15 protein-coding genes are annotated in these 18742 nt (G+C 69.1%); 14 read left to right on the plus strand and 1 reads right to left on the minus strand.

Annotation, left to right across the window (positions count from 1 at the left end; genetic code table 11):
• Window positions 1–65: 65 nt before the first annotated feature.
• Window positions 66–1034: an AraC family transcriptional regulator gene (locus C2L80_RS00930; RefSeq protein WP_103262441.1), complete on the minus strand. Its 969-nt coding sequence runs from the start codon at window positions 1032–1034 to the stop codon at window positions 66–68.
• A gap of 383 nt (window positions 1035–1417) precedes the next feature.
• Here C2L80_RS00930 and C2L80_RS00935 point away from each other — a divergent pair, with 383 nt between their 5' ends.
• The 14 genes from C2L80_RS00935 to tpiA all read left to right on the plus strand — a co-directional run bounded on the left by C2L80_RS00935 (window position 1418) and on the right by tpiA (window position 18720).
• The gene (locus tag C2L80_RS00935) at window positions 1418–2029 is read left to right on the plus strand and encodes an MptD family putative ECF transporter S component (protein WP_103262442.1); all 612 of its coding nucleotides are present in this window, start codon (window positions 1418–1420) and stop codon (window positions 2027–2029) included.
• Complete coding sequence (locus C2L80_RS00940; RefSeq protein WP_103262443.1) at window positions 2026–2892, plus strand: energy-coupling factor transporter transmembrane component T; 867 nt, start codon at window positions 2026–2028, stop codon at window positions 2890–2892. Before C2L80_RS00935 ends, C2L80_RS00940 begins: the two co-directional genes overlap by 4 nt.
• A gap of 6 nt (window positions 2893–2898) precedes the next feature.
• Entirely contained in the window at window positions 2899–4401 is a 1503-nt protein-coding gene (locus tag C2L80_RS00945; RefSeq protein ID WP_087196131.1) for an ABC transporter ATP-binding protein, read from the plus strand.
• 255 nt (window positions 4402–4656) lie between these two features.
• The gene (locus C2L80_RS14230; RefSeq protein ID WP_239938625.1) at window positions 4657–6657 is read left to right on the plus strand and encodes an ABC transporter ATP-binding protein; all 2001 of its coding nucleotides are present in this window, start codon (window positions 4657–4659) and stop codon (window positions 6655–6657) included.
• Window positions 6650–8362, plus strand: a complete 1713-nt coding sequence (locus C2L80_RS14235; protein ID WP_087196133.1) for an ABC transporter ATP-binding protein — start codon at window positions 6650–6652, stop codon at window positions 8360–8362. Before C2L80_RS14230 ends, C2L80_RS14235 begins: the two co-directional genes overlap by 8 nt.
• 263 nt (window positions 8363–8625) lie before the next feature.
• Window positions 8626–9546: a Fic family protein gene (locus C2L80_RS00960; protein WP_087196134.1), complete on the plus strand. Its 921-nt coding sequence runs from the start codon at window positions 8626–8628 to the stop codon at window positions 9544–9546.
• A 180-nt stretch (window positions 9547–9726) separates the two neighbouring features.
• Window positions 9727–11931, plus strand: a complete 2205-nt coding sequence (gene uvrC / locus C2L80_RS00965; protein ID WP_239938627.1) for an excinuclease ABC subunit UvrC — start codon at window positions 9727–9729, stop codon at window positions 11929–11931.
• Between the two features lie 4 nt (window positions 11932–11935).
• Window positions 11936–12925 (plus strand): RNase adapter RapZ, encoded by a 990-nt coding sequence (gene rapZ / locus C2L80_RS00970; protein ID WP_087196135.1) that lies wholly within the window; start codon window positions 11936–11938, stop codon window positions 12923–12925.
• Window positions 12926–12934: 9 nt separating this feature from the next.
• Complete coding sequence (locus C2L80_RS00975) at window positions 12935–14059, plus strand: gluconeogenesis factor YvcK family protein (protein ID WP_087196136.1); 1125 nt, start codon at window positions 12935–12937, stop codon at window positions 14057–14059.
• Window positions 14038–14982 (plus strand): DNA-binding protein WhiA, encoded by a 945-nt coding sequence (gene whiA / locus C2L80_RS00980; RefSeq protein WP_087196137.1) that lies wholly within the window; start codon window positions 14038–14040, stop codon window positions 14980–14982. Before C2L80_RS00975 ends, whiA begins: the two co-directional genes overlap by 22 nt.
• A 306-nt stretch (window positions 14983–15288) precedes the next feature.
• Window positions 15289–16290 (plus strand): type I glyceraldehyde-3-phosphate dehydrogenase, encoded by a 1002-nt coding sequence (gene gap / locus C2L80_RS00985; RefSeq protein WP_087196139.1) that lies wholly within the window; start codon window positions 15289–15291, stop codon window positions 16288–16290.
• Window positions 16291–16360: 70 nt separating this feature from the next.
• Window positions 16361–16576, plus strand: coding sequence for a hypothetical protein (locus C2L80_RS00990; RefSeq protein WP_087196141.1), 216 nt, complete (start codon window positions 16361–16363; stop codon window positions 16574–16576).
• Window positions 16551–17735 (plus strand): phosphoglycerate kinase, encoded by a 1185-nt coding sequence (locus tag C2L80_RS00995; RefSeq protein WP_087196143.1) that lies wholly within the window; start codon window positions 16551–16553, stop codon window positions 17733–17735. The genes C2L80_RS00990 and C2L80_RS00995 overlap by 26 nt, the downstream gene beginning before the upstream one ends.
• A gap of 214 nt (window positions 17736–17949) precedes the next feature.
• Entirely contained in the window at window positions 17950–18720 is a 771-nt protein-coding gene (tpiA, locus tag C2L80_RS01000; RefSeq protein WP_087196145.1) for a triose-phosphate isomerase, read from the plus strand.
• Window positions 18721–18742: the final 22 nt, after the last annotated feature.

Below are 18742 nucleotides of genomic sequence, written 5' to 3' on the forward strand. Positions count from 1 at the left end.
GCTTTTCGGCGCGATGGCGCGATGGCGCGCGGCGGGCCGCCGCGCAGCGTTTCCGTTGAGCGGCCTCAGCGCGTCTCTGCGCGGTACTCGCTGGGGAGAAGCCCCGTCTCGCGCCGGAACAGCTCGCTGAAGCGGCTCGCGCACGCGTAGCCCACGGCGCGGGCCACCTGCTCGATGGACAGGTCGGGCTGGCGCAGCAGGGCTTCGGCGAGGGCGACGCGCCGCCCTTGCACGTAGCGCGTGAGCGTCGAGCCGGTGACGGCTTTGAAGCACTGCTTGAACTTCGTGGGGCTCATGCACGCGGCGCGTGCGAGGTCGTCGACCGTGAGGGTGCGTGCGCAGTGGTCGTCGATGTAGAGCGCGACCTCGCGGATGCGCTCGCGGTCCTCGGGCGCGACGGCGCGCCCCGGCGCGGCTGCGCGCGCCTTCGTGCGCTCGACGATCAGCCCCATGGCCTCGAACACCTTGCCCTCGTAGTACAGCTGGCTGCGGCGCTCGTCGCCCGACCGGGGCCACAGCCCTGCGAGCAGCGCGCGCAGCTCGGGCGACCCGTCGCCGTCGTTGAGCGAGGCGAAGGCGTCGCGCACGCGCTCGAACTGCCCGTCGTACTCGCTTTCGAGCCAAGCGCGCGACATCTCGGGACGCACCTCGACGGACACCGACCTGACGGGCACGCCGCCGTGCACAAGGCCCCGCCAGCCCCCGTCGCCGCTGTAGAACCCCCAGATGCTTCGCGCCCGCAGGCGCCGGTACGGCGTGAACTCCTCGCCCGATATGGACTCGTGCCAGGCCACGCTCAAGTACTCGGGCAGCTCGAACTCCATGACGGTGTCGCGTTGCGGCGTGAAGTCGTGGATGGCGATCTGCCAGCGGTCCGTGGGCGCCAGCACGTGGAAGCTGCCCGTCGCCTCCCCGTCGTCGCGATACGAGCGCCACAGAGGGCAGAACCCTGCGGGCGGCGCGCACTCCTCGAACCCGATCCGCGCGAGCGAGGGCGCGTGGATGACGTCGTGCGAAGGCGGGCGGTTGCTCATGCTTTCTCCCTTCGATGCGGTGTCGGGTGCCGCGAGGGGCGGCGGTCTGGCCGGCGTGCGGCCGAGGCTCGGACGGTCGGGCGCGTCGCGCGCGTGCGGCTCGCGGCGATCGGCGCGATGCGGGCTTGGGCGACGACGCGCCTTCCGACGTCCGGATCCCGCGGCGGTCGGGCGCGGCGGCTGCGCCGCGCGGGGCGTCCGGACGCCTTCGCCGACGGCCGGACGGGCCTTTGCGACGATCGGACGCGACGATGCGGCGATCGGACGCGCGGAAGCGGCGCTCGCCCTGCGTCCTCCTCCCTCTGCGTATCATACCCTTTTGTTAGCTGAGGTTATCTCTCGTTCACGAAAAGCCGAAGAAAGAAGAAGGAGGAAGTTTCGCCATGCGCTCGGCCATGCAATCCGACAAGAAGGGGCTCACCGCCCGCGATCTGGTGACGTGCGGCGTGTTCATCGCGCTGTACTTTGTGTTCATGATGGTGGGCAGCATGCTGTTCGCCCCGAATCCCGTGCTCACCTTCCTCATGCCGGCGGGCGCGGCGCTGCTCACCGGGCCGGTGTACCTGCTGCTCGTCGCGAAGGTGCCCAAGCACGGCCCCATCGTCATCCTCGGCGTGGTGGAGGGCCTTATCATGTTCGTGACGGGCATGTACTGGCTGTGGTCGGTGGCGCTCGTCGTGCTCGGCGTGGCGGCCGACCTCGTGGCCGGCGCGGGCGCGTTTCGCAACAAGGCCCTCAACCTCGCGAGCTTCCTCGTGTTCTCGCTCAACCCCATGGGTTCCTACCTCATGCTGTGGATCGATCCGTCGGGCTACGCGTCGTATCTGACCGGCAAGGGGACCGAGCAGTCCTACATGGACACGATGCTGGCCACCGGCGCCGATTGGGTGCTTCCGGCCATGGTCGCGCTCACGCTCGCGTGCGCCCTCGCAAGCGGGCTCGTGGGACGCAGGCTTTTGAAGAAGCAGTTCGAGAAGGCGGGCGTCACCGCATGAGCGGTCGTGCCGCAGAGGCGGGCCGCGCTGCGGACGAGGCGCGGCGCGGCTCGGAAGGGCGCGTTGCGCGCGAGGCGTTGCGCGAGGATGGCCGCCTTTCCCGAAAGCCGCCTCGCGACTCCGCCTCGGCCGCGTTGCGCGCGGGCGGCTCCCGCCGCCCCTTTCGGGCCGACCCGCGGGCCGGGCTCGCCTTGCTGCTTCTGTGGGCGCTCGCGGTGTTCTTCTCCCCGGGGCTGTGGTTCGAGGCGCTCATGATGCTGCTCGTCGTCGCCTTCGGCGTCGCGGCGGGGAGGGCGCGCCTTGCGCTCGGCATGCTCGCGCTGTACGCGGTGGCGATGGCGTGCATGCTCGCGGTGTCCCAGCTGGACGCCGGCATGCTCAAAACCATGCTGTCGTCGTTCTTCCTGCTCTTGCGCAAGGTGTTTCCCTGCGGGCTTCTGGCGGCGGTCGTCGTGTCCACCACGCACGTCAACGAGTTCATGAGCGCCCTGTCGCGCATGCGCGTGCCGCGCCAGGTGACCATCCCCTTGGCCGTGATGCTGCGCTATGTGCCCGCCATCCGCGAGGACTGGCGCTTCATCAAAGACGCCATGCGCATGCGCGGCGTGAGTCCGAGCCTGGCCGGGTTCTTGCGCCGTCCGGGCATGACGGTGGAGTGCCTGTACGTGCCGCTCATGATGGGCGCGTCGAACGTGGCCGACGAGCTGTCGATGGCAAGCGTCGCCCGCGGCATCGAGAACCCGGCTCCGCGCACGTGCTTCACGCATATCGAGTTTCGGGTCGCCGACGGCGTGCTCGTGGCCGCGGGCGTGCTCGTTTTGGCGGCGGCGATCGCGTGCGGCGCGCTCGGCGCGGGGAGGTGAGGCCGCATGATCGAGCTGTGCGACGCGAGCTTCTCCTACCGTGGGGGCGCCGGGGCCGGCCCTGCGCCCGAAGGCGTGCGGAACGTGAGCCTGAGCGTCGAGGCGGGCCGGTGCGTGCTCGTATGCGGTCCGTCCGGATGCGGCAAGACCACGGTGACGCGGCTGGCGAACGGGCTTGCGCCCGCGTTCTTCCCCGGCGACCTGTCGGGACGCGTGCTCGTGGACGGGCGGGACGCGTCGGGCCTCGAGAGCTGGGAGATGGCCGCCCGCGTGGGCAGCGTGTTCCAGAACCCGCGCACCCAGTTCTTCAACGTGGACTCCACGGGAGAGGTGGCCTTCGCGCTCGAGAGCTTGGCGTGGCCCGAGGAGCGCGTGCGCGCGCGGGTGCGCGAGACGATCGCCGAGCTGGGGCTCGAGGCGCTGGCCGACCGTAGCATCTTCGAGCTGTCGGGCGGGGAGAAGCAGCGCGTCGCCTACGCGGGCGCGTGGGCGGCCCGTCCGGCGAACCTCGTGCTGGACGAGCCGACGAGCAACCTCGACGAGGCGTCCATCGAGGCGCTGGCCGGATACGTGCTCGAGGCGAAGAGGAGGGGGACGGCGGTGCTCGTCGCCGAGCATCGGCTGTGGTGGCTGTCGGAGGCGGTGGACGAGGTCGTGGTCATGGGGGAGGGCCGCATCGTTCGACGCTTCGGCAAAGACGCGTTCTGGGCGCTTCCCGCCGAAGAGCTGGCCGCCCTCGGCCTGCGCACGCGCGACCTGTCCGACGTGCGCGCCGCCCCTCGCCGGCCCGGCGCAAGGCGGCGCGCCGCGGCGGGAGGGCGCCCCGTGCTCGCGCTGTCGGGCGTCAAGGCCGCCTACGGCAGGCGGGAAGCGCTCGGGGGCGCCGACGTCCGGCTTTTCGCCGGGGAGGTGGTCGCCCTCGTGGGCGCGAACGGCGCGGGGAAGTCGACGCTGTGCCGTGCGGCGGTGGGGCTGCATCGCGAATCGGCGGGCGCGGCGGCGCTCGACGGCGCGCCCGCCGGGCCGAAGGAGCGTTTGCGGGCGGCCTCGATGGTGTTCCAAGACGTGAACTACCAGCTGTTCGCCGACAGCGTGGAGGCCGAGGTGTCGTTCGGGCTGGGAAAGCGCGAGCGGCCGCCGGCGAAGCGCGTGGGGGAGATCCTCGAGGGCTTGGGCCTCGCCGGGCTTGAGGAGCGCCATCCGGCCACGTTGTCGGGCGGGCAGAAGCAGCGTCTGGCCGTGGCGGCGTGCGTTGCGAGCGGGAAGCGGCTGCTCGTGTTCGACGAGCCGACGAGCGGGCTCGACCTGGGCGGCATGAGGGCCGTCGCCGATCTGGTGCGCCGGCTGGCCGACGAGGGCCGCGCGGTTCTGGTGGTGACGCACGATCTGGAGTTCGTCGCGCGCGCCTGCGACCGCGCGCTGCTCGTGGAGAAGGGCCGCGTCGCGCGCGAGGCCGTCGTGGAGGGCGACCTCGCGGGCGTGCGCGCGCTGCTCGCCGAGGCGCGCTGAGCGCGGAGGGTGCCGTCGCCGAGGCGGGGGCGGCGCGCTCGAGGAGGGGCGAAGCGCCCCTTCTCCGTTCAGGGCCCGCCGTTGCGAGCGGGTCGGCCGTTGCCGGCGCGCGTCCGAGACGGGCTTGTCGTTTTCGCCAATCCGATCGGACGCGATTCGACGTGGTTCGGACATGGCGTCCCGTTCGCATCTATTCGCATTCCATAGGGGGATATGCTCGCTTTCGCGAAAGAGCATCGGGAAAGGAGGCTCCTTTTGGGAAGTCCGATTGAATCAAAGAAGAGCGCGTCGTCCGCGCCGCCGTCCGGCTCGGGCGCGCCCGCGGGCAAGCGCCCCGGTCCGTTCTCGCTCGTGCTCTCGTGGGCCGGAGCGAACAAGCGCTACCTGTTCGCGTCGGTGGCATGCGCCTCCATCGCAGGGCTGATGACCATGGTGGGGTACCTGGGCGTGTTCAACATCATGCGCGCGGCCTACGAGGGCACGTGCACCTCCTCGACCCTGCGCGACAACGCCCTGCTCACCGCCGTGGGCTGCGTGCTCCAATACGCGTGCTTCGCCGCTTCGAGCGTGCTGTCCCACAAAGGCGCGTACAAGACGCTCTTCGACGTGCGCTGCCGCGTGATGGACCATTTGGCCCACGCCCCGCTCGGCGCGCTCGACGAGCGGGGCGTTGGCCGGATCAAAACCGTGCTCGTGGAGGACGTCGAGCGGTTGGAGCTGTTCTTGGCGCACAGCATCCCCGAGGCGTTCATGTACCTGACCGGTCCCGTCGCGGCCTTCGCCTTCCTGTGCTCGGTGAACGCGCCGCTCGCGCTGGCGACGCTCGTCCCCTTCGCCTGCGCCCTGGTCATCCTGGGCGTCATCTTCTCGCGCATGAGCAAGGTCATGGAGCGCGCCACCGCGGCGCTCGCGCGCATGAACGCCGTCATGGTGGAGTACGTGGGAGGCATGCGCACCGTCAAGGCCCTCGACATGGGCACGGCCTCGTTCGCGCGGTTCCGCAGGGCCATCGACGAGGAGCACGGGCTGTGGTGCGAGATCGCGCGCAAGACCGGGCCGGGCTACGCGGCCTACCTCGTGGTGATCGAATGCGGCCTGCTCATCATGGTGCCCCTGGGCGGCTGGATGTTCGCCACGGGCGCCGTTGCCGGCTCCACCTACCTCCTGTTCGCGTTCGTGGGCTCGCTCTACCTCACCGAGATACGCCTGCTCCAGGAGATCGGCACGAAGCTCGCCCAGGTGGGAAGCGGGGCCCGACGCGTGCAGGAGCTTTTGGACGTGCCCGCGTTCGGCGGTGGGCGGCCCTTTCCCGACCGCGCGGACATCGAGCTTTCCGGCGTGGGCTTCTCCTACGACGGCTCGGTCGAGGTGCTGAGCGGCATCGACCTCTCGGTGCGCGAGGGGGAGCGCTTGGCCGTCGTCGGGCCGAGCGGCGCCGGGAAGTCGACGATGGTCGAGCTTGTCAGCCGATTCTACGACGCGACGGCCGGCACGGTGAGGATAGGCGGCGTGGACGTGCGCGACATCGACTACGACGACCTTTTGCGCAACGTGGCCGTGGTGTTCCAGAAAACGTTTCTGACCAGCGGCAGCATCCTCGAGAACATCCGCATGGGGTCGGACGCTTCGCTCGAGGAGGTGCGCGAGGCCGCCCGCCTTGCCCGCATCGACGACTTCGTCATGGACCTTCCGCAGGGCTACGACACGGAGATGGGGTCGCTCGGCAACCGGGTGTCCGGCGGTCAGCGCCAGCGCATCGCCATCGCCCGCGCCATCTTGAAGGACGCGCCCATCCTCATCCTCGACGAGGCCACGAGCGCGGCCGATCCCGAAAACCAGCTGGAGATCGACGCCGCCATCGCCAACCTCTCGGCGGGCAAGACCGTCATCGTCGTGGCCCATCGGCTGGGCGTCGTGCGGACGTGCGACCGGGTGGCCGTCGTCGAGGCCGGCCGGCTCAGCTGCGTCGGCGAGCACGAAGAGGTGCTCAGGCGATGCCCCTACTACGCTCGGGCCTGGGCCGACTACGATCGCGCGCGCAGCCTTGAGATCGGCTTCGGCGCTTCGGCTTCGGCTTCCGCGCCTGCGGCAGGCGCCCCCGTCTCCGCATCCGGCGCCTCTGCCCCCGATCCGGTGTCTGCCCCCGATCCTCTTGCGCCGCCCGATCCTTCGGCGCCCTCTTTCGTCGCGCCGGCCGCGGGCGCACGCGCGGCATCTGCCGAGCCGCTTGCCGGAAAGGAGGCCCGCCATGCCTGATGCGGCCGAGAACGTGTTCGCGAAGAATAGCAAGATCCACGCGTCGGTGGCCTGCACCGTGATCGAAGGGTTGCTGGATGGCTGCAACTTCGTCCTCGTCTACCTGGTGATCGAAGAGGTGTTCGCCGGCGGCTTCGACCTGGGGTCGGTGCTCCTCGTCTCCGGCGCGCTGGCCGCCGTCTTCGCGGTGCGCCTGGCCGTCTACGGCTGGGGCTACGTGCAAGGGCAGGTGGGCGGGGCCGAGGTCAGCCGCAACGTCCGCGTCTTTCTGGGCGACAAGATCAAGCGCATACCGCTTTCGCGTTTCACGGAGCGCACGAGCGGCGACTACCTGAACGCGCTCACGTCCAACGTGAGCGACTACGAGCAGGTTCTCACGCACAAGACGGGCAGCCTCGTGAAGAACGTCACGCTCGGCGTCATGCTCACGTGCTTCGTGACCTGGCTTCACGCTCCGGCCGGCATCATCGTGGCGCTCATGTTCGCCCTGCTCGTTCCGGGTCTGTGGTGGTCGTGGCGGCAGGTGCGCACCTTCGGCGCGCGCAAAAGCGCCATCCAGGCGTCGAACACGAGCAAGGTGGTCGAGCACGTCTCGGGCATGCAGACGCTGCGCGCCTACGGCGTCGGCGGCGTTGACAACGAGGCGGTCGTGGCCAGCATGCGCGCTTACTCCGACGTCTCGTACCGCTACGAGGCGGCCGTCACGCCTCCCGGCGCGGTGGTGTTCGCGCTCGTCGGGCTCGGGCTGCCCGCCCTTATGCTGGTGTGCGGCGACGCGTGGCTTGCAGGCGAGCTGGACGTCGCGTCCTTCCTGCTCATCATCATGCTGCCTCTGTTCGTCGTGAAGCTGACCACCGGGATATTCGTCGACCTCACCGCCTACAAGAACCTCATGATAGCCAAACGGCGCATCCAGGCCGTGGTCGAGGAGCCTGAGGAGCAGGGCCGCCTCGAGCCGCTGCCCGCCTGCGGCACGGCCGTCTCGCTCGAGGGGGTCTTTTTCGCCTACGAGCCGGACGCGCCCGTGTTCGAGGGCCTCGACCTTGTGTGCGAGCAGGGCAAGCTCACCGCGCTCGTGGGCGATTCGGGATGCGGCAAGTCCACGGCGCTCTCCCTGGTGGCGCAGTACTACCGGCCGGATCGCGGGAGGGTGCGCATCGGGGGCGTCGACACGGCGGGCTTCGCGCCCGAGAGCGTGCTTGCGGGCATGTCCATCGTCGACCAGGAGGTGTTCCTGTTCGATGACACGGTGAGGGCCAACATCCGCTACGCCCGCCCCGACGCGAGCGACGAGGAGGTGGAGGAGGCCTGCCGGCTCGCGAACGCCGACGGGTTCGTCCGCGCGCTTCCCCAAGGCTACGAGACGCGCATCGGGGAGGGGGGCGGCAGGCTTTCGGGCGGGGAGCGCCAGCGCCTGTCCATAGCGAGGGCGATTTTGCGCGAGGCGCCCATCGTGCTTTTGGACGAGGCCACGGCGTCGCTCGACATCGAGAACGAGCTTGCCGTGAAGGAGGCCGTCGCGAATTTGCTCTCGCATCGCAAGACGGTGGTCATGGTGGCCCACACGCTTCCCATCGTGCGCGGGGCGGACGCCATCGCCGTGATCGGTGACGGCCGCGTGCTCGAGCAGGGCACCCACGACGAGCTTTTGGCGAGGGGCGGCAAGTACGCCCGCATGTGGGCGGCCGACCGCGATCTCGCGTAGCCGCGGCGACCGCGAAGCGCCGCCCCGCAGGAGCGCGCGCCGACGTCTCCGACGAAGGCGCGCGCTGCCGGGAGCCCTCCGCTTCCGCTTCGCCGCCTTCCCGCCCCCGCTTTGCAGCGCCTTCTGCTCGAGCCGCGGCCATCCGGAGCCCGCTTTCGCCGCACGCGTTTCATGTGGAACATCTGTTTGCCTTTGGTGCCGCGGCGCGGGGAGCTTCGCGGGTTTGCTATACTGGCGGCATCGTCTTTCGGAAAGGGGAGGGCATGACCGCGGACAACCCATCGGATTTCTCGTACGAGCCCGTGCGCGAGACGGCCGATCCCGTCCTGCGTCGGGGCTACTGGGACGTCGCGACGGGGCTGCAGCAGGTTGACGGGCTGGCTCCGTCGGACTACCTTCTCTCCCTTGCCCGCGAGCATGCGTCCGGCGTTCGCGGCATCGAGGAGACGGGCCGGATTCTGCGCGCCTACTACCGCGAGCGTCCGCACCGAGGCTTTGGCTCCCAGGCCGCGACCGCCGCAGACGGGGATGATTGCCGCGAGGCCGACTTGGTGAGCCAGCGCATCGTGGAAGCGCTCTCGCGCGGGGCCTTCTCTTTCATGCCGTCGATGCTCTCCGTCATTCACGAGGAGCTGTTTCGCGACCTTGACCCCCAGGTGTACGAGCCGGGAAGGTACAAAACCGTCGCGCTGCAGAAAAGCGAGCTTGTCCTCAACGGCGACAGCGTGGTGTACGCCGACCCCTCGCTTGTGGAACGGTCGCTCGCGTTTCTGTTCGATGAGGAGTTCGGCTACGTGTACGGCGCCGATCTTGACGAGGAGGGCATCGCCCACCTTGCTCGGTTCGTCGCGCGACTGTGGCAAGTGCACCCGTTCGTGGAGGGCAACACGCGCACGGTGGCCGTGTTCACGGTCCTCTACCTGCGCTACCTGGGGTTTGATGCGGACAACGAGCCGTTTGCGCGCCATGCGCGCTATTTTCGGGATGCGCTCGTGCGTGCGAACTACCGAAACGCCAAGGCGAAAGTGATGCCCGATGCGTCGTATCTGCTCCGCTTCTTTGAGAACCTGCTTTCGGGCGAGCATCACGAGCTGCGCTCGCGCGACCTCATGGTGAGCGAGCTTTACGCCGACCCCTCGCTTTTGCGCAACGTCGATCCTTCCCGCGCGATCTCGAAGCCGTGAGGGCGGTTGCCGACGCGCCGCTTTTCGAGAGGGGCGCGGCATGCTCGCGCGAGGCGCGCATCTGACTCCGCAATCTCCGTCGGAGGCCGCCCGCTTTCGCCGCACGCGTTTCATGTGGAACATCTGTTTGCCTTGTGTGCCGCGGCGCGGGGAGCTTCGCGGGTTTGCTATACTGGCGGCATGGACGAGCAATGCAGACAACCTGGCGAGGTTCCTTTTTCCGACGGCGACGGGGGCGGCTTCGCGCGCTTGGAAGGCGACGGCCCCGGCGCCCTCGCACGCCTCGAGCGCGAGGGCCGCCGCCGTCCGGCGCTCGAGGACGCCGTGCGCGCCTTCGATCCGGATGCCGTGCCCGCCGCCGAGCGCCAAGCCAAGCTCGATCGCATCAAGCGCGAGCTCGAAAGCGTGCCCGCGCTGCCGGGCGTGTACCTGTGGAAGGACGCGCAGGGCCAGGTCATTTACGTCGGCAAGGCGAAGCAGTTGCGCGCCCGCATGCGCCAGTACGTGAACTACCAGGACGAGCGCGCGAAGATCCCCCTGCTCGTCGACCAGATCGACAGCTTCGACTACATCGTGGTGGAGAACGAGCACGAATCGCTCGTGCTCGAGAAGAACCTCATCAACCAGCATGCGCCGTTCTTCAACGCCGACTTCAAAGACGACAAGTCCTACCCCTTCATCGCGCTCACGAAAGGCGACGTGTTCCCCGCCATCAAGTACACGCGGGAGAAGCACCGGCCCGACACGCGCTACTTCGGCCCCTACACCGACAGCCGCGCTGCCCGCGAGATGGTGGACATCGCCCGGCGCGTGGTGCCGCTGTGCGCTTCGTCGTGCGCCGATTGGCGGCAGCTGAAACGCCGCCTCGAGAAGGATCCGCTGGCCCTCATGGAGCGCGACGCGCGCCCGTGCTTCGACGCGCACGTGGGCCTCGGCCCGGGTGCGTGCTGCGGGCGCATCGCGCCCGAAGAGTACAAGGCGAACGTCAAGCGCATCGAGCGCTTCCTGTCGGGCCAGCATCGCGAGTTCGTCGACGAGCTGACCGCCGAGATGCAAGAGGCGGCCGCCGAGCTCGACTTCGAGCGCGCCGCCCGCATCAAGGCCCGCATCGACACGATCAACGGCCTCGCCGACAGGCAGCATGCCGTGTCCGCGCGCAACCTCGACGCCGACGTGGTGGGCCTTTTCCGCGAGGAGACGGTGGCGGGCGTGCACGTGTTCATGGTGCGTGAGGGCCGCATCATCAACTCGAACGAGTTCGTGCTCGACCGCGGCAGGGACGTCCCCGACGACGATCTTCTGCATATGTTCCTCTTGCGCTACTACGACGCCACCACCTCCATCCCGCACGAGGTCATCTTGCGCGAGGCGCCGGAGGACAAGGAGGCCATGGAGGCGTGGCTCACAAGCAAGCTGGCGAGCCCCCATGGCGCGAAAGTGCGCCTCACCGCGCCGCGCAAGGGCGAGAAGGCCGAGCTCGTGGGCATGGCCGAGACGAACGCGAAGCACACGCTCATGCGCTACAAAGTGCGCACGAACTACGACGACAAGCGCATCAACGACGCGCTCCTGCAGCTGGAGAGCGCCCTTGCCCTCGATGCGCCGCCGATGCGCATCGAGTGCTTCGACATCTCCACCATCCACGGCTCCTACACGGTGGCCTCGATGGTGGTGTTCACGAACGGCAAGCCCGACAAGAACCAGTACCGTCGTTTCAAGATCAAGACGCCGCTCGACGAGGCGAACGACTTTTTGAGCATGCAGGAGGTGATGAGCCGTCGCTACGCGCCCGAGCGCATGGCCGATGCGCGCTTCGGCAGCAAGCCCGACCTCATCATCCTCGACGGCGGCAAGCCGCAGTTGTCCGCGGCGCTCGAGATGTTCGACGAGATGGGCATCGACGACATCGCGATGTGCGGCCTTGCCAAACGCGACGAGGAGCTGTTCGTGCCCTGGCAGGACACGGGTCCTGTCGTGCTGCCGAGCGGCTCGGCCTCGCTCTATCTGGTGAAGCAGGTCCGCGACGAGGCGCACCGCTTCGCCATCACGTTCCACCGCGAGCTGCGCGGCAAGGGCATGACGGCATCCATTTTGGACGACGTGACGGGCATGGGGCCGGTGCGCAAGAAGGCGCTGCTCAAGGCGTTCAAGTCGTTCAGGAACCTGAAATCCGCCACGCTCGAGGAGATCAAGGCGGCGCGCGTCGTGCCCGAAGAGGTGGCCGAGGAGCTCTACCGCGTGCTGCAGCAGTATAATAGGGAGCGCAAGGACGAGCGCGTCGTGGGAGGCGATGGCCGCGATGCGGGCGGCGAGGCCTCCGACCCCGCGTGCTCGCGAGCGACCGCGGCGAGCGCCGGGGCCGTGCGATCCGAGACGGAAGGATAGCGCCATGGGCGAAACGACACAGAAGAGGCCGGTTGGAAAGGGCGAGAACCCCTCCTTCGAACATATGCCCGAGCTCGTCGTCGTCAGCGGCATGAGTGGCGCGGGCCGTACGGAGGCCATGCACGCGTTCGAGGATCTGGGCTACTTCTGCGTGGACAACCTGCCTTCGAGCCTCATCGGCAACCTGCTCGAGCTCGCCGGCATGCCGGGGCAGCCCGACGGAAAACGCCGCCTCGCCGTGGTGTGCGACGCGCGCAACCGCGACTTCTTCCCCCAGCTCGCCTCGGAGCTCGACGCCCTCAACCGCCGGGGCATCGACCATCGCGTCATCTTCCTCGACGCCGCCGACGAGAAGCTCGTCGCGCGCTACAAGTCCAGCCGCCGGCGCCATCCTCTCTGCGAGGACGGAGGCTCCATCAGCCAGGGCATCGAGCGCGAGCGTGAGCTTCTCCAAGAGCTGCGCGCGAGCGCGCACCACGTCATCGACACCACCGACATGCTGCCGCCGAAGCTGCGCGCCGCCATCCGCGACCTCATCGCGCCGGGAGAGGAGCGCGACGCGCTCTCGGTGACCGTCTACTCCTTCGGGTTCAAGCACGGCTCGCCCCTCGACGCCGACCTCGTCATGGACGTGCGCTTCCTGCCGAACCCCTACTACGATCCCGACCTGCGCGCGCTCACGGGCCTCGACGCCCCTGTGCGCGATTTCGTGCTGTACCGTCCGGAGACGGAGGAGTTCCAGGAGAAGTGGCGCGCGCTGCTCGACGTCGTCATGCCCGGCTACGTGGCCGAGGGCAAGCAGCAACTCGCCATCGCCGTGGGATGCACGGGCGGCCAGCACCGCAGCGTGGCGCTGGCCGAGTCCACCGCCGACTACCTCAAGGCGAAGGGCTACCGCGTGAGCATCGCGCATCGCGACCTCGCGCTGGCCGAACGCGCCGACGGAAGCCTCGCCGCCGCTCCCGCCGCCCCCGCATCCGGGTCGCGGGGCTGAGGAGGGGCCATGGCGTCGCAGCCCTTCACCCATGATCCGTCGGCCACCGCGGCCTTCGCCGCGCTCGAGCCGACGGCCCCGCCCGTCGCAGAAGGCGAGCTCATGCGCGCCGTCGTCATCGGCGGCGGCACGGGCGCGCCCGTGTCCATCCGCACGCTTCTGTCCATGGGGCTTGAGACGAGCGCCGTCGTGGCCATGGCCGACGACGGGGGCTCCACCGGCATCCTGCGCGAGGAGGCCGACGTGACGCCCCCCGGCGACGTGCGCAAGTGCATCGCCGCCATGGCCGCGGATCCGGGCGATCCGCTGACCAAGGCGTTCAAGTACCGTTTCCCGTTCGCGCGCAATCATGCGCTCGGCAACCTCATGCTCTCGGCGCTCGAGGATGCGGCGGGGTCGTTTCCCGAGGCCATCGCCATCTGCGAGCGGCTTTTGCGCGCGCGCGGGCGCGTGTACCCCTCCACGCTCGACCGCGTCACGCTCGTGGCCCGCACGCGCGACGGGCGCGTCATCGAGGGGCAGGCGGTCGCGTGCCATTCGCGCACGGCGCTCGAGCGGGTGAGCCTGCGCGCCGAGGGGGGCATCGTTCCGTTCGCGCCCGCCCTCGACGCCATCCGCGAAGCCGACCTCATCGTGCTCGGACCCGGGTCCTTGTTCACGTCCATCATTCCGAACCTGCTCGTACCCGGCGTGGTGGACGCCGTCCGCGCCTCGCGGGGGTCGGTGCTGTTCGTGTGCTCGCTCGCCGATATGCAGGGCGAGACGTGGGGGCTCACCGCCCGCGAGCACGTCGAGGCGCTCATGGACCACGGCATGCGGGGGCTCATCGATTACGTGCTCGTGCACACGCCCGTGCCGCTGCGTCCCGAAAGCCCGGGAACGGGGCTGTTCAGCGCTGCGACGGGAGCGGAGCCCGAGTATGCGTCCACCTCGGGGCTGGCGGATTCGGCCCTCTGCGGCCATGTGCGTCCCGTGCGGGTGGACTATCGCGACGTGCAGGCCGTCCAGGCGCAAGGGCCGGTGGTCATCGCGCGCGACCTTGTCGATCCGCATCGTCCCACCTGGCATGATCCGTCCGCTCTGCGCGACGCGTTCGCGGGGGTTTTGAGGCTATGTCGTTCACGGCGGAGGTGAAAGACGAGCTCGCGCGCGTCCCCGCGACGTGCTCGCACTGCGACAAGGCTGTGCTTGCGGCGCTCGTGCGCATCGAGGGCACGCTGTTCTTCAGCGGCCAAGGCAGGTACCGCATCGAGATCGCGACGGACGCGCCGAGCGTTGCGCGGCTCGTCATCAAGCTTCTGCACGAGCTGTACCACCTCAAGACGAACCTCACGGTGCGCCGAAGCGTGCTGCACAAGACGCCGAACTACCTCATCGAGGTGCCGGCCCAGCCGAGGCTGGCCGAATCGCTGTCCGACATGGGCGTGCTGTCGGTCGAGGGCGGCCTTGAGCTGGGCGTGAAGCCCGCGCTCGTCGCCAAGGAGTGCTGTATGGCCGCTTACCTGCGCGGGGCCTTCCTCGGCAGCGGGTTCGTGTCCGACCCGCGCGGCGACTTCCACTTCGAGATCACCGTGGAGAGCGAGGACTTGGCCGAAGGCCTCGTGGAGCTGCTCGAGCGCAAGGGCATCAACGCGCGCGTCATGCAGCGCCGCAGCTCGTTCATGGTGTACCTCAAAAGCGGAAGCGCCATCCTCGAGTTCCTCGCGTTCGCCGGGGCGCACAGAAGCGCGCTCGCGATGGAGAACGCCCGCGTCATCAAAAGCGTGCGCAACGACGTCAACCGCCAGACGAACGCCGAGATCGCCAACCAGGCGAAGGCCGCGAGCGCCTCGGTGGACCAGCTGTTCGCCATCCGCACGGTGCTCGAGGCTCACGGCATGGGCAACCTGCCGCCTGCGCTGCAGGAGTTCATCAAGCTGCGCGTGGCCTATCCCGACGCCACGCTCAAGGAGCTCGGGCAGCGCGCGAACCCGCCGCTGTCGAAAAGCGCCGTGTACCATCGCGTCCGCCGCATCGAGCAGATGGCCGCCGAGGCGCAGGGACGGGGAGGGGCCTGACGGCGTCTCGAGGCGCGCGCTCGCGCTTCGGGCCGCCGCGTCCCCGCGCTTCAGGCCGCAGAGCCGCGAAGCGCCGTCTGCGTCGATGCGCTCGCGTTCCAGGCCGCGGCGTCTCGAAGAGGTGCCGGTGCCGACGCGCTCGCTCCGCGGCGTGTGCTGACGCGCCCACGTTGCGGCGCGGGCGCGCGCCGCTCGTCGGCTTTTTCTTGGGAGAGCGGGCCGAAGGCGCGCCTGAGCAGAGCGCTCGTGGTATGATCGCGGTGTCTTTTCGACGGCGAATGAGTATCTTGACGAAAGGAGATACGCATGGCAACGAAGGTGGGCATCAACGGATTCGGCCGCATCGGGCGGCTGGTGTTCCGCGCGATGGCGAACGACCCCGACCTCGAGGTCGTGGCCGTCAACGACTTGGGGGACATCCCCACGATGGCGCATCTGCTGAAGTACGACTCCGTCCATGGCCGTGCGTTCGCGTCGGTGGAGGCCACCGAGGACGGCATCGTGGCCGACGGCCATGCGTTCAAGGTACTCTCCGAGCGCGAGCCGTCCAACCTGCCCTGGGGCGATCTGGGGGTCGACGTGGTCGTCGAGTCCACCGGCATCTTCAAGACCGGCGAGCTGGCCCAGAAGCACATCGACGCGGGCGCCAAGAAGGTCGTCATCACCTGCCCGGCCAAGGGCGAGGACATCACCATCGTGATGGGCGTCAACGACGGCGACTACGACAAGGACAAGCACCATATCATCTCCAACGCCTCGTGCACCACAAACTGCCTGGCGCCCGTGGCCAAGGTGCTGCTCGACACGTTCGGCATCAAGCGCGGGTTCATGAACACCATCCACGCCTACACCAACGACCAGAAGATCCTCGATCTGCCGCACAAGGACCTGCGCCGCGCCCGCGCCGCCGCCATGTCCATGATCCCCACCACCACGGGCGCCGCGCGTGCGGTGTCGCTCGTGCTGCCGGAGCTCAAGGGCAAGCTGGACGGCTTCGCCACGCGCGTTCCCACGCCGGACGGCTCGATGGTCGACCTCACGGTGGAGCTGGAGAAGCCCGCGACGGTCGAGGCGATCAACGCCGCTATGAAGGCTGCCGCCGAAGGCCCGCTCGCGGGCATCTTGGAGTACCAGACCGATCCCATCGTGTCCATCGACATCGTGGGCGACGCGCACTCTTCCATCTTCGACGCGGGCCTGACCATGGTGATGGGCGGCGAGGGCAACTTCGCCAAGGTCATCAGCTGGTACGACAACGAGTGGGGCTACTCCAACCGCGTGAAGGACCTCGTGAAGATACTGCTCTAGCCTCCCCTTGGCCGACGGGCGGCCTCGTGCCGCCCGTCTCGCCCGGGACGTTTCGGGAGAGGAGGAGGGCATGTGCGAGGTCGCATGGCATGCGCTCGCCGCGGCCATCGCCCTTGCGCCCGTGATCGCGGCTCTTCTGGCATTGAGGTGGCTTATGGATCTGAGGAGCCAGGGTAAAGAGCAGATACGGCTTATCGAGGAGCAGAACGAATTGCTGCGCTCGCTGGCGGGCGCGTGCGGATCCACGACAGGAAGTGAAGATGAGCGAGATCAAAACCATCGATGAACTGGACGCGCGGGGCAGGCGCGTGCTCGTGCGCGTCGATTTCAACGTGCCGGTGAAAGACGGCGCCGTGGCCGACGACACCCGCATCCGCGCGGCGCTGCCCACCATCGAGAAGCTTGTCGGCGACGGCGCGCGGGTCATCCTCGCGAGCCACCTCGGCCGTCCGGCGGGGGAGGGCTTCGAGGAGGCGTTCACGCTGCGCCCCGCCGCGCTGCGCCTCGCCGAGCTTCTGGGCCGCCCCGTGGCCTTCGCCGCCGACACCGTGGGGCCCGACGCGCAGGCGAAGGCCGCCGCGCTCGGCGACGGCGACGTGCTTCTGCTGGAGAACCTGCGCTTCGACAAGCGCGAGAAGAAAAACGACCCCGCCTTCTGCGAGCAGCTGGCGGCGCTGGCCGAGGCGTACGTGAACGACGCGTTCGGCACTGCGCACCGGGCGCATGCCTCCACGGCGGGCGTGGCGGCGCTTCTGCCGGCGTACGCGGGCTACCTCATGCAGCGCGAGGTGTCCACGCTCACGGGCATGCTCGAGGCGCCGAGGCGGCCCTTCGCCGCCATCCTCGGCGGCTCGAAGGTGTCCGACAAGATCAAGGTCATCGACGCGCTCATGGACACGTGCGACACGCTCGTCATCGGCGGCGGCATGTGCTTCACGTTCTTGCTCGCGCAGGGCAAGGCCGTGGGCGCGTCGCTCAAGGAAGAGGACTGGGTGGAGCGCGCGGGCGCGATGATCGCGAAGGCCGAGGAGCGCGGCGTGCGGCTGCTTCTGCCGGTGGACGTGGTGTGCGCCGACCGTTTCGCCGAAGATGCCGAAACGCTCACGGTTTCGGCCGACGCCATCCCCGATGCTATGATGGGCCTCGACATCGGGCCCGAGACGGCGAAGCTCTACGCCGAGGCCGTGGCCGAGGCGAAGACCGTGTTCTGGAACGGCCCGATGGGCGTGTTCGAGATGGAGCCGTTCGCGGCGGGCACGCGGGCCGTGGCCGAGGCCGTGGCGGCCAACGCCGACGCGGATACGATCATCGGCGGCGGCGACAGCGTGGCGGCCGTGAACAAGTTCGGCCTTGCCGAGAAGATGACGTTCATCTCCACCGGCGGCGGCGCCTCGATGGAGCTTGTGCAGGGCGAGGAATTGCCGGGCGTGGAGGCGTTGCGGTAGCGCGCCTCTTCCATCGGCGTCGCGTCCGAAGGAACGCCGCCTCCCGCGCCGCTCTTCGCGTCGGCGCGGAGGCCTCGGCGCGATCGCGCCCGCACCAGGGAAGGGCGTCCGGATGGTCGGCTTTCAGGCTTGAGGACGGGATGCGAGAAGCTCGGCAGAGCGCCTTCTCGGCAGACGCCGCGAAGGCGCGGACAACCAAGGAAAGGAAGGCCCCATGGCACGCAAGCCGATGATGGCGGGCAATTGGAAGATGAACAACACGGTGGGCGAGGCGGTGGTGCTCACGCAGGAGATATCGAACCAGTACGACAAGGAATGGCCCGAAGCGCTCGACATCGTCATCTGCCCGCCGTTCGTCGATCTCAAGCCCGCCAAGACCGTGCTCGATTTCGACAGGACCAAGATCGCCGTCGGCGCGCAGAACGTGTACTGGGAGCCGAAGGGCGCCTTCACCGGCGAGGTGTCCGTCCCCATGATCAAAGAGATCGGCTGCGCGTGCTCGATCGTCGGCCATTCCGAGCGCCGCGAGCTGTTCGGGGAGACGAACGAGGACGTGAACCGCAAGGTGAAGGCCCTCGTCGGCGCGGGGCTGTACGCCATCGTGTGCGTGGGCGAGTCGTTGGCGGTGCGCGAAGAGGGCGCCACCGAGAAGTACGTCACCGCCCAGGTGCGCGCCGCGTTCGCCGGTGTGGACGCGCGCGACGCCGCGCGCTGCGTGGTGGCCTACGAGCCCATTTGGGCCATCGGGACGGGCCGCACGGCCACGCCCGAGCAGGCCCAGGCCGTGTGCGCCGCCGTCCGCGCGACGCTTGCGGAGCTGTTCGGCGCCGAGACGGCCGAATCCATGCGCGTGCTGTACGGCGGCTCCATGAACCCGGGCAACGTGGAGGGCCTCATGGCCCAGCCGGACATCGACGGCGGTCTCGTGGGCGGTGCGAGCCTCAAGGCGGAGTCGTTCGTCCAGCTTGTCGAGGCGTGCCGGTGACCCCTTGTCGAAGCGAGCGGAG

It is taken from the genome of Rubneribacter badeniensis, assembly GCF_002899695.1.
Lineage (GTDB): Bacteria > Actinomycetota > Coriobacteriia > Coriobacteriales > Eggerthellaceae > Rubneribacter > Rubneribacter badeniensis.

Excerpts from the sequence above, each read along its gene's own strand:
- C2L80_RS00930 (WP_103262441.1), bottom strand. The coding sequence starts at position 1,034 with ATGAGCAACCGCCCGCCTTCGCACGACGTCATCCACGCGCCCTCGCTC.
- C2L80_RS00935 (WP_103262442.1), top strand. The coding sequence starts at position 1,418 with ATGCGCTCGGCCATGCAATCCGACAAGAAGGGGCTCACCGCCCGCGAT.
- C2L80_RS00940 (WP_103262443.1), top strand. The coding sequence starts at position 2,026 with ATGAGCGGTCGTGCCGCAGAGGCGGGCCGCGCTGCGGACGAGGCGCGG.
- C2L80_RS00945 (WP_087196131.1), top strand. The coding sequence starts at position 2,899 with ATGATCGAGCTGTGCGACGCGAGCTTCTCCTACCGTGGGGGCGCCGGG.
- C2L80_RS14235 (WP_087196133.1), top strand. The coding sequence starts at position 6,650 with ATGCCTGATGCGGCCGAGAACGTGTTCGCGAAGAATAGCAAGATCCAC.
- C2L80_RS00960 (WP_087196134.1), top strand. The coding sequence starts at position 8,626 with ATGACCGCGGACAACCCATCGGATTTCTCGTACGAGCCCGTGCGCGAG.
- uvrC (WP_239938627.1), top strand. The coding sequence starts at position 9,727 with ATGGACGAGCAATGCAGACAACCTGGCGAGGTTCCTTTTTCCGACGGC.
- rapZ (WP_087196135.1), top strand. The coding sequence starts at position 11,936 with ATGGGCGAAACGACACAGAAGAGGCCGGTTGGAAAGGGCGAGAACCCC.
- C2L80_RS00975 (WP_087196136.1), top strand. The coding sequence starts at position 12,935 with ATGGCGTCGCAGCCCTTCACCCATGATCCGTCGGCCACCGCGGCCTTC.
- whiA (WP_087196137.1), top strand. The coding sequence starts at position 14,038 with ATGTCGTTCACGGCGGAGGTGAAAGACGAGCTCGCGCGCGTCCCCGCG.
- gap (WP_087196139.1), top strand. The coding sequence starts at position 15,289 with ATGGCAACGAAGGTGGGCATCAACGGATTCGGCCGCATCGGGCGGCTG.
- C2L80_RS00990 (WP_087196141.1), top strand. The coding sequence starts at position 16,361 with ATGTGCGAGGTCGCATGGCATGCGCTCGCCGCGGCCATCGCCCTTGCG.
- C2L80_RS00995 (WP_087196143.1), top strand. The coding sequence starts at position 16,551 with ATGAGCGAGATCAAAACCATCGATGAACTGGACGCGCGGGGCAGGCGC.
- tpiA (WP_087196145.1), top strand. The coding sequence starts at position 17,950 with ATGGCACGCAAGCCGATGATGGCGGGCAATTGGAAGATGAACAACACG.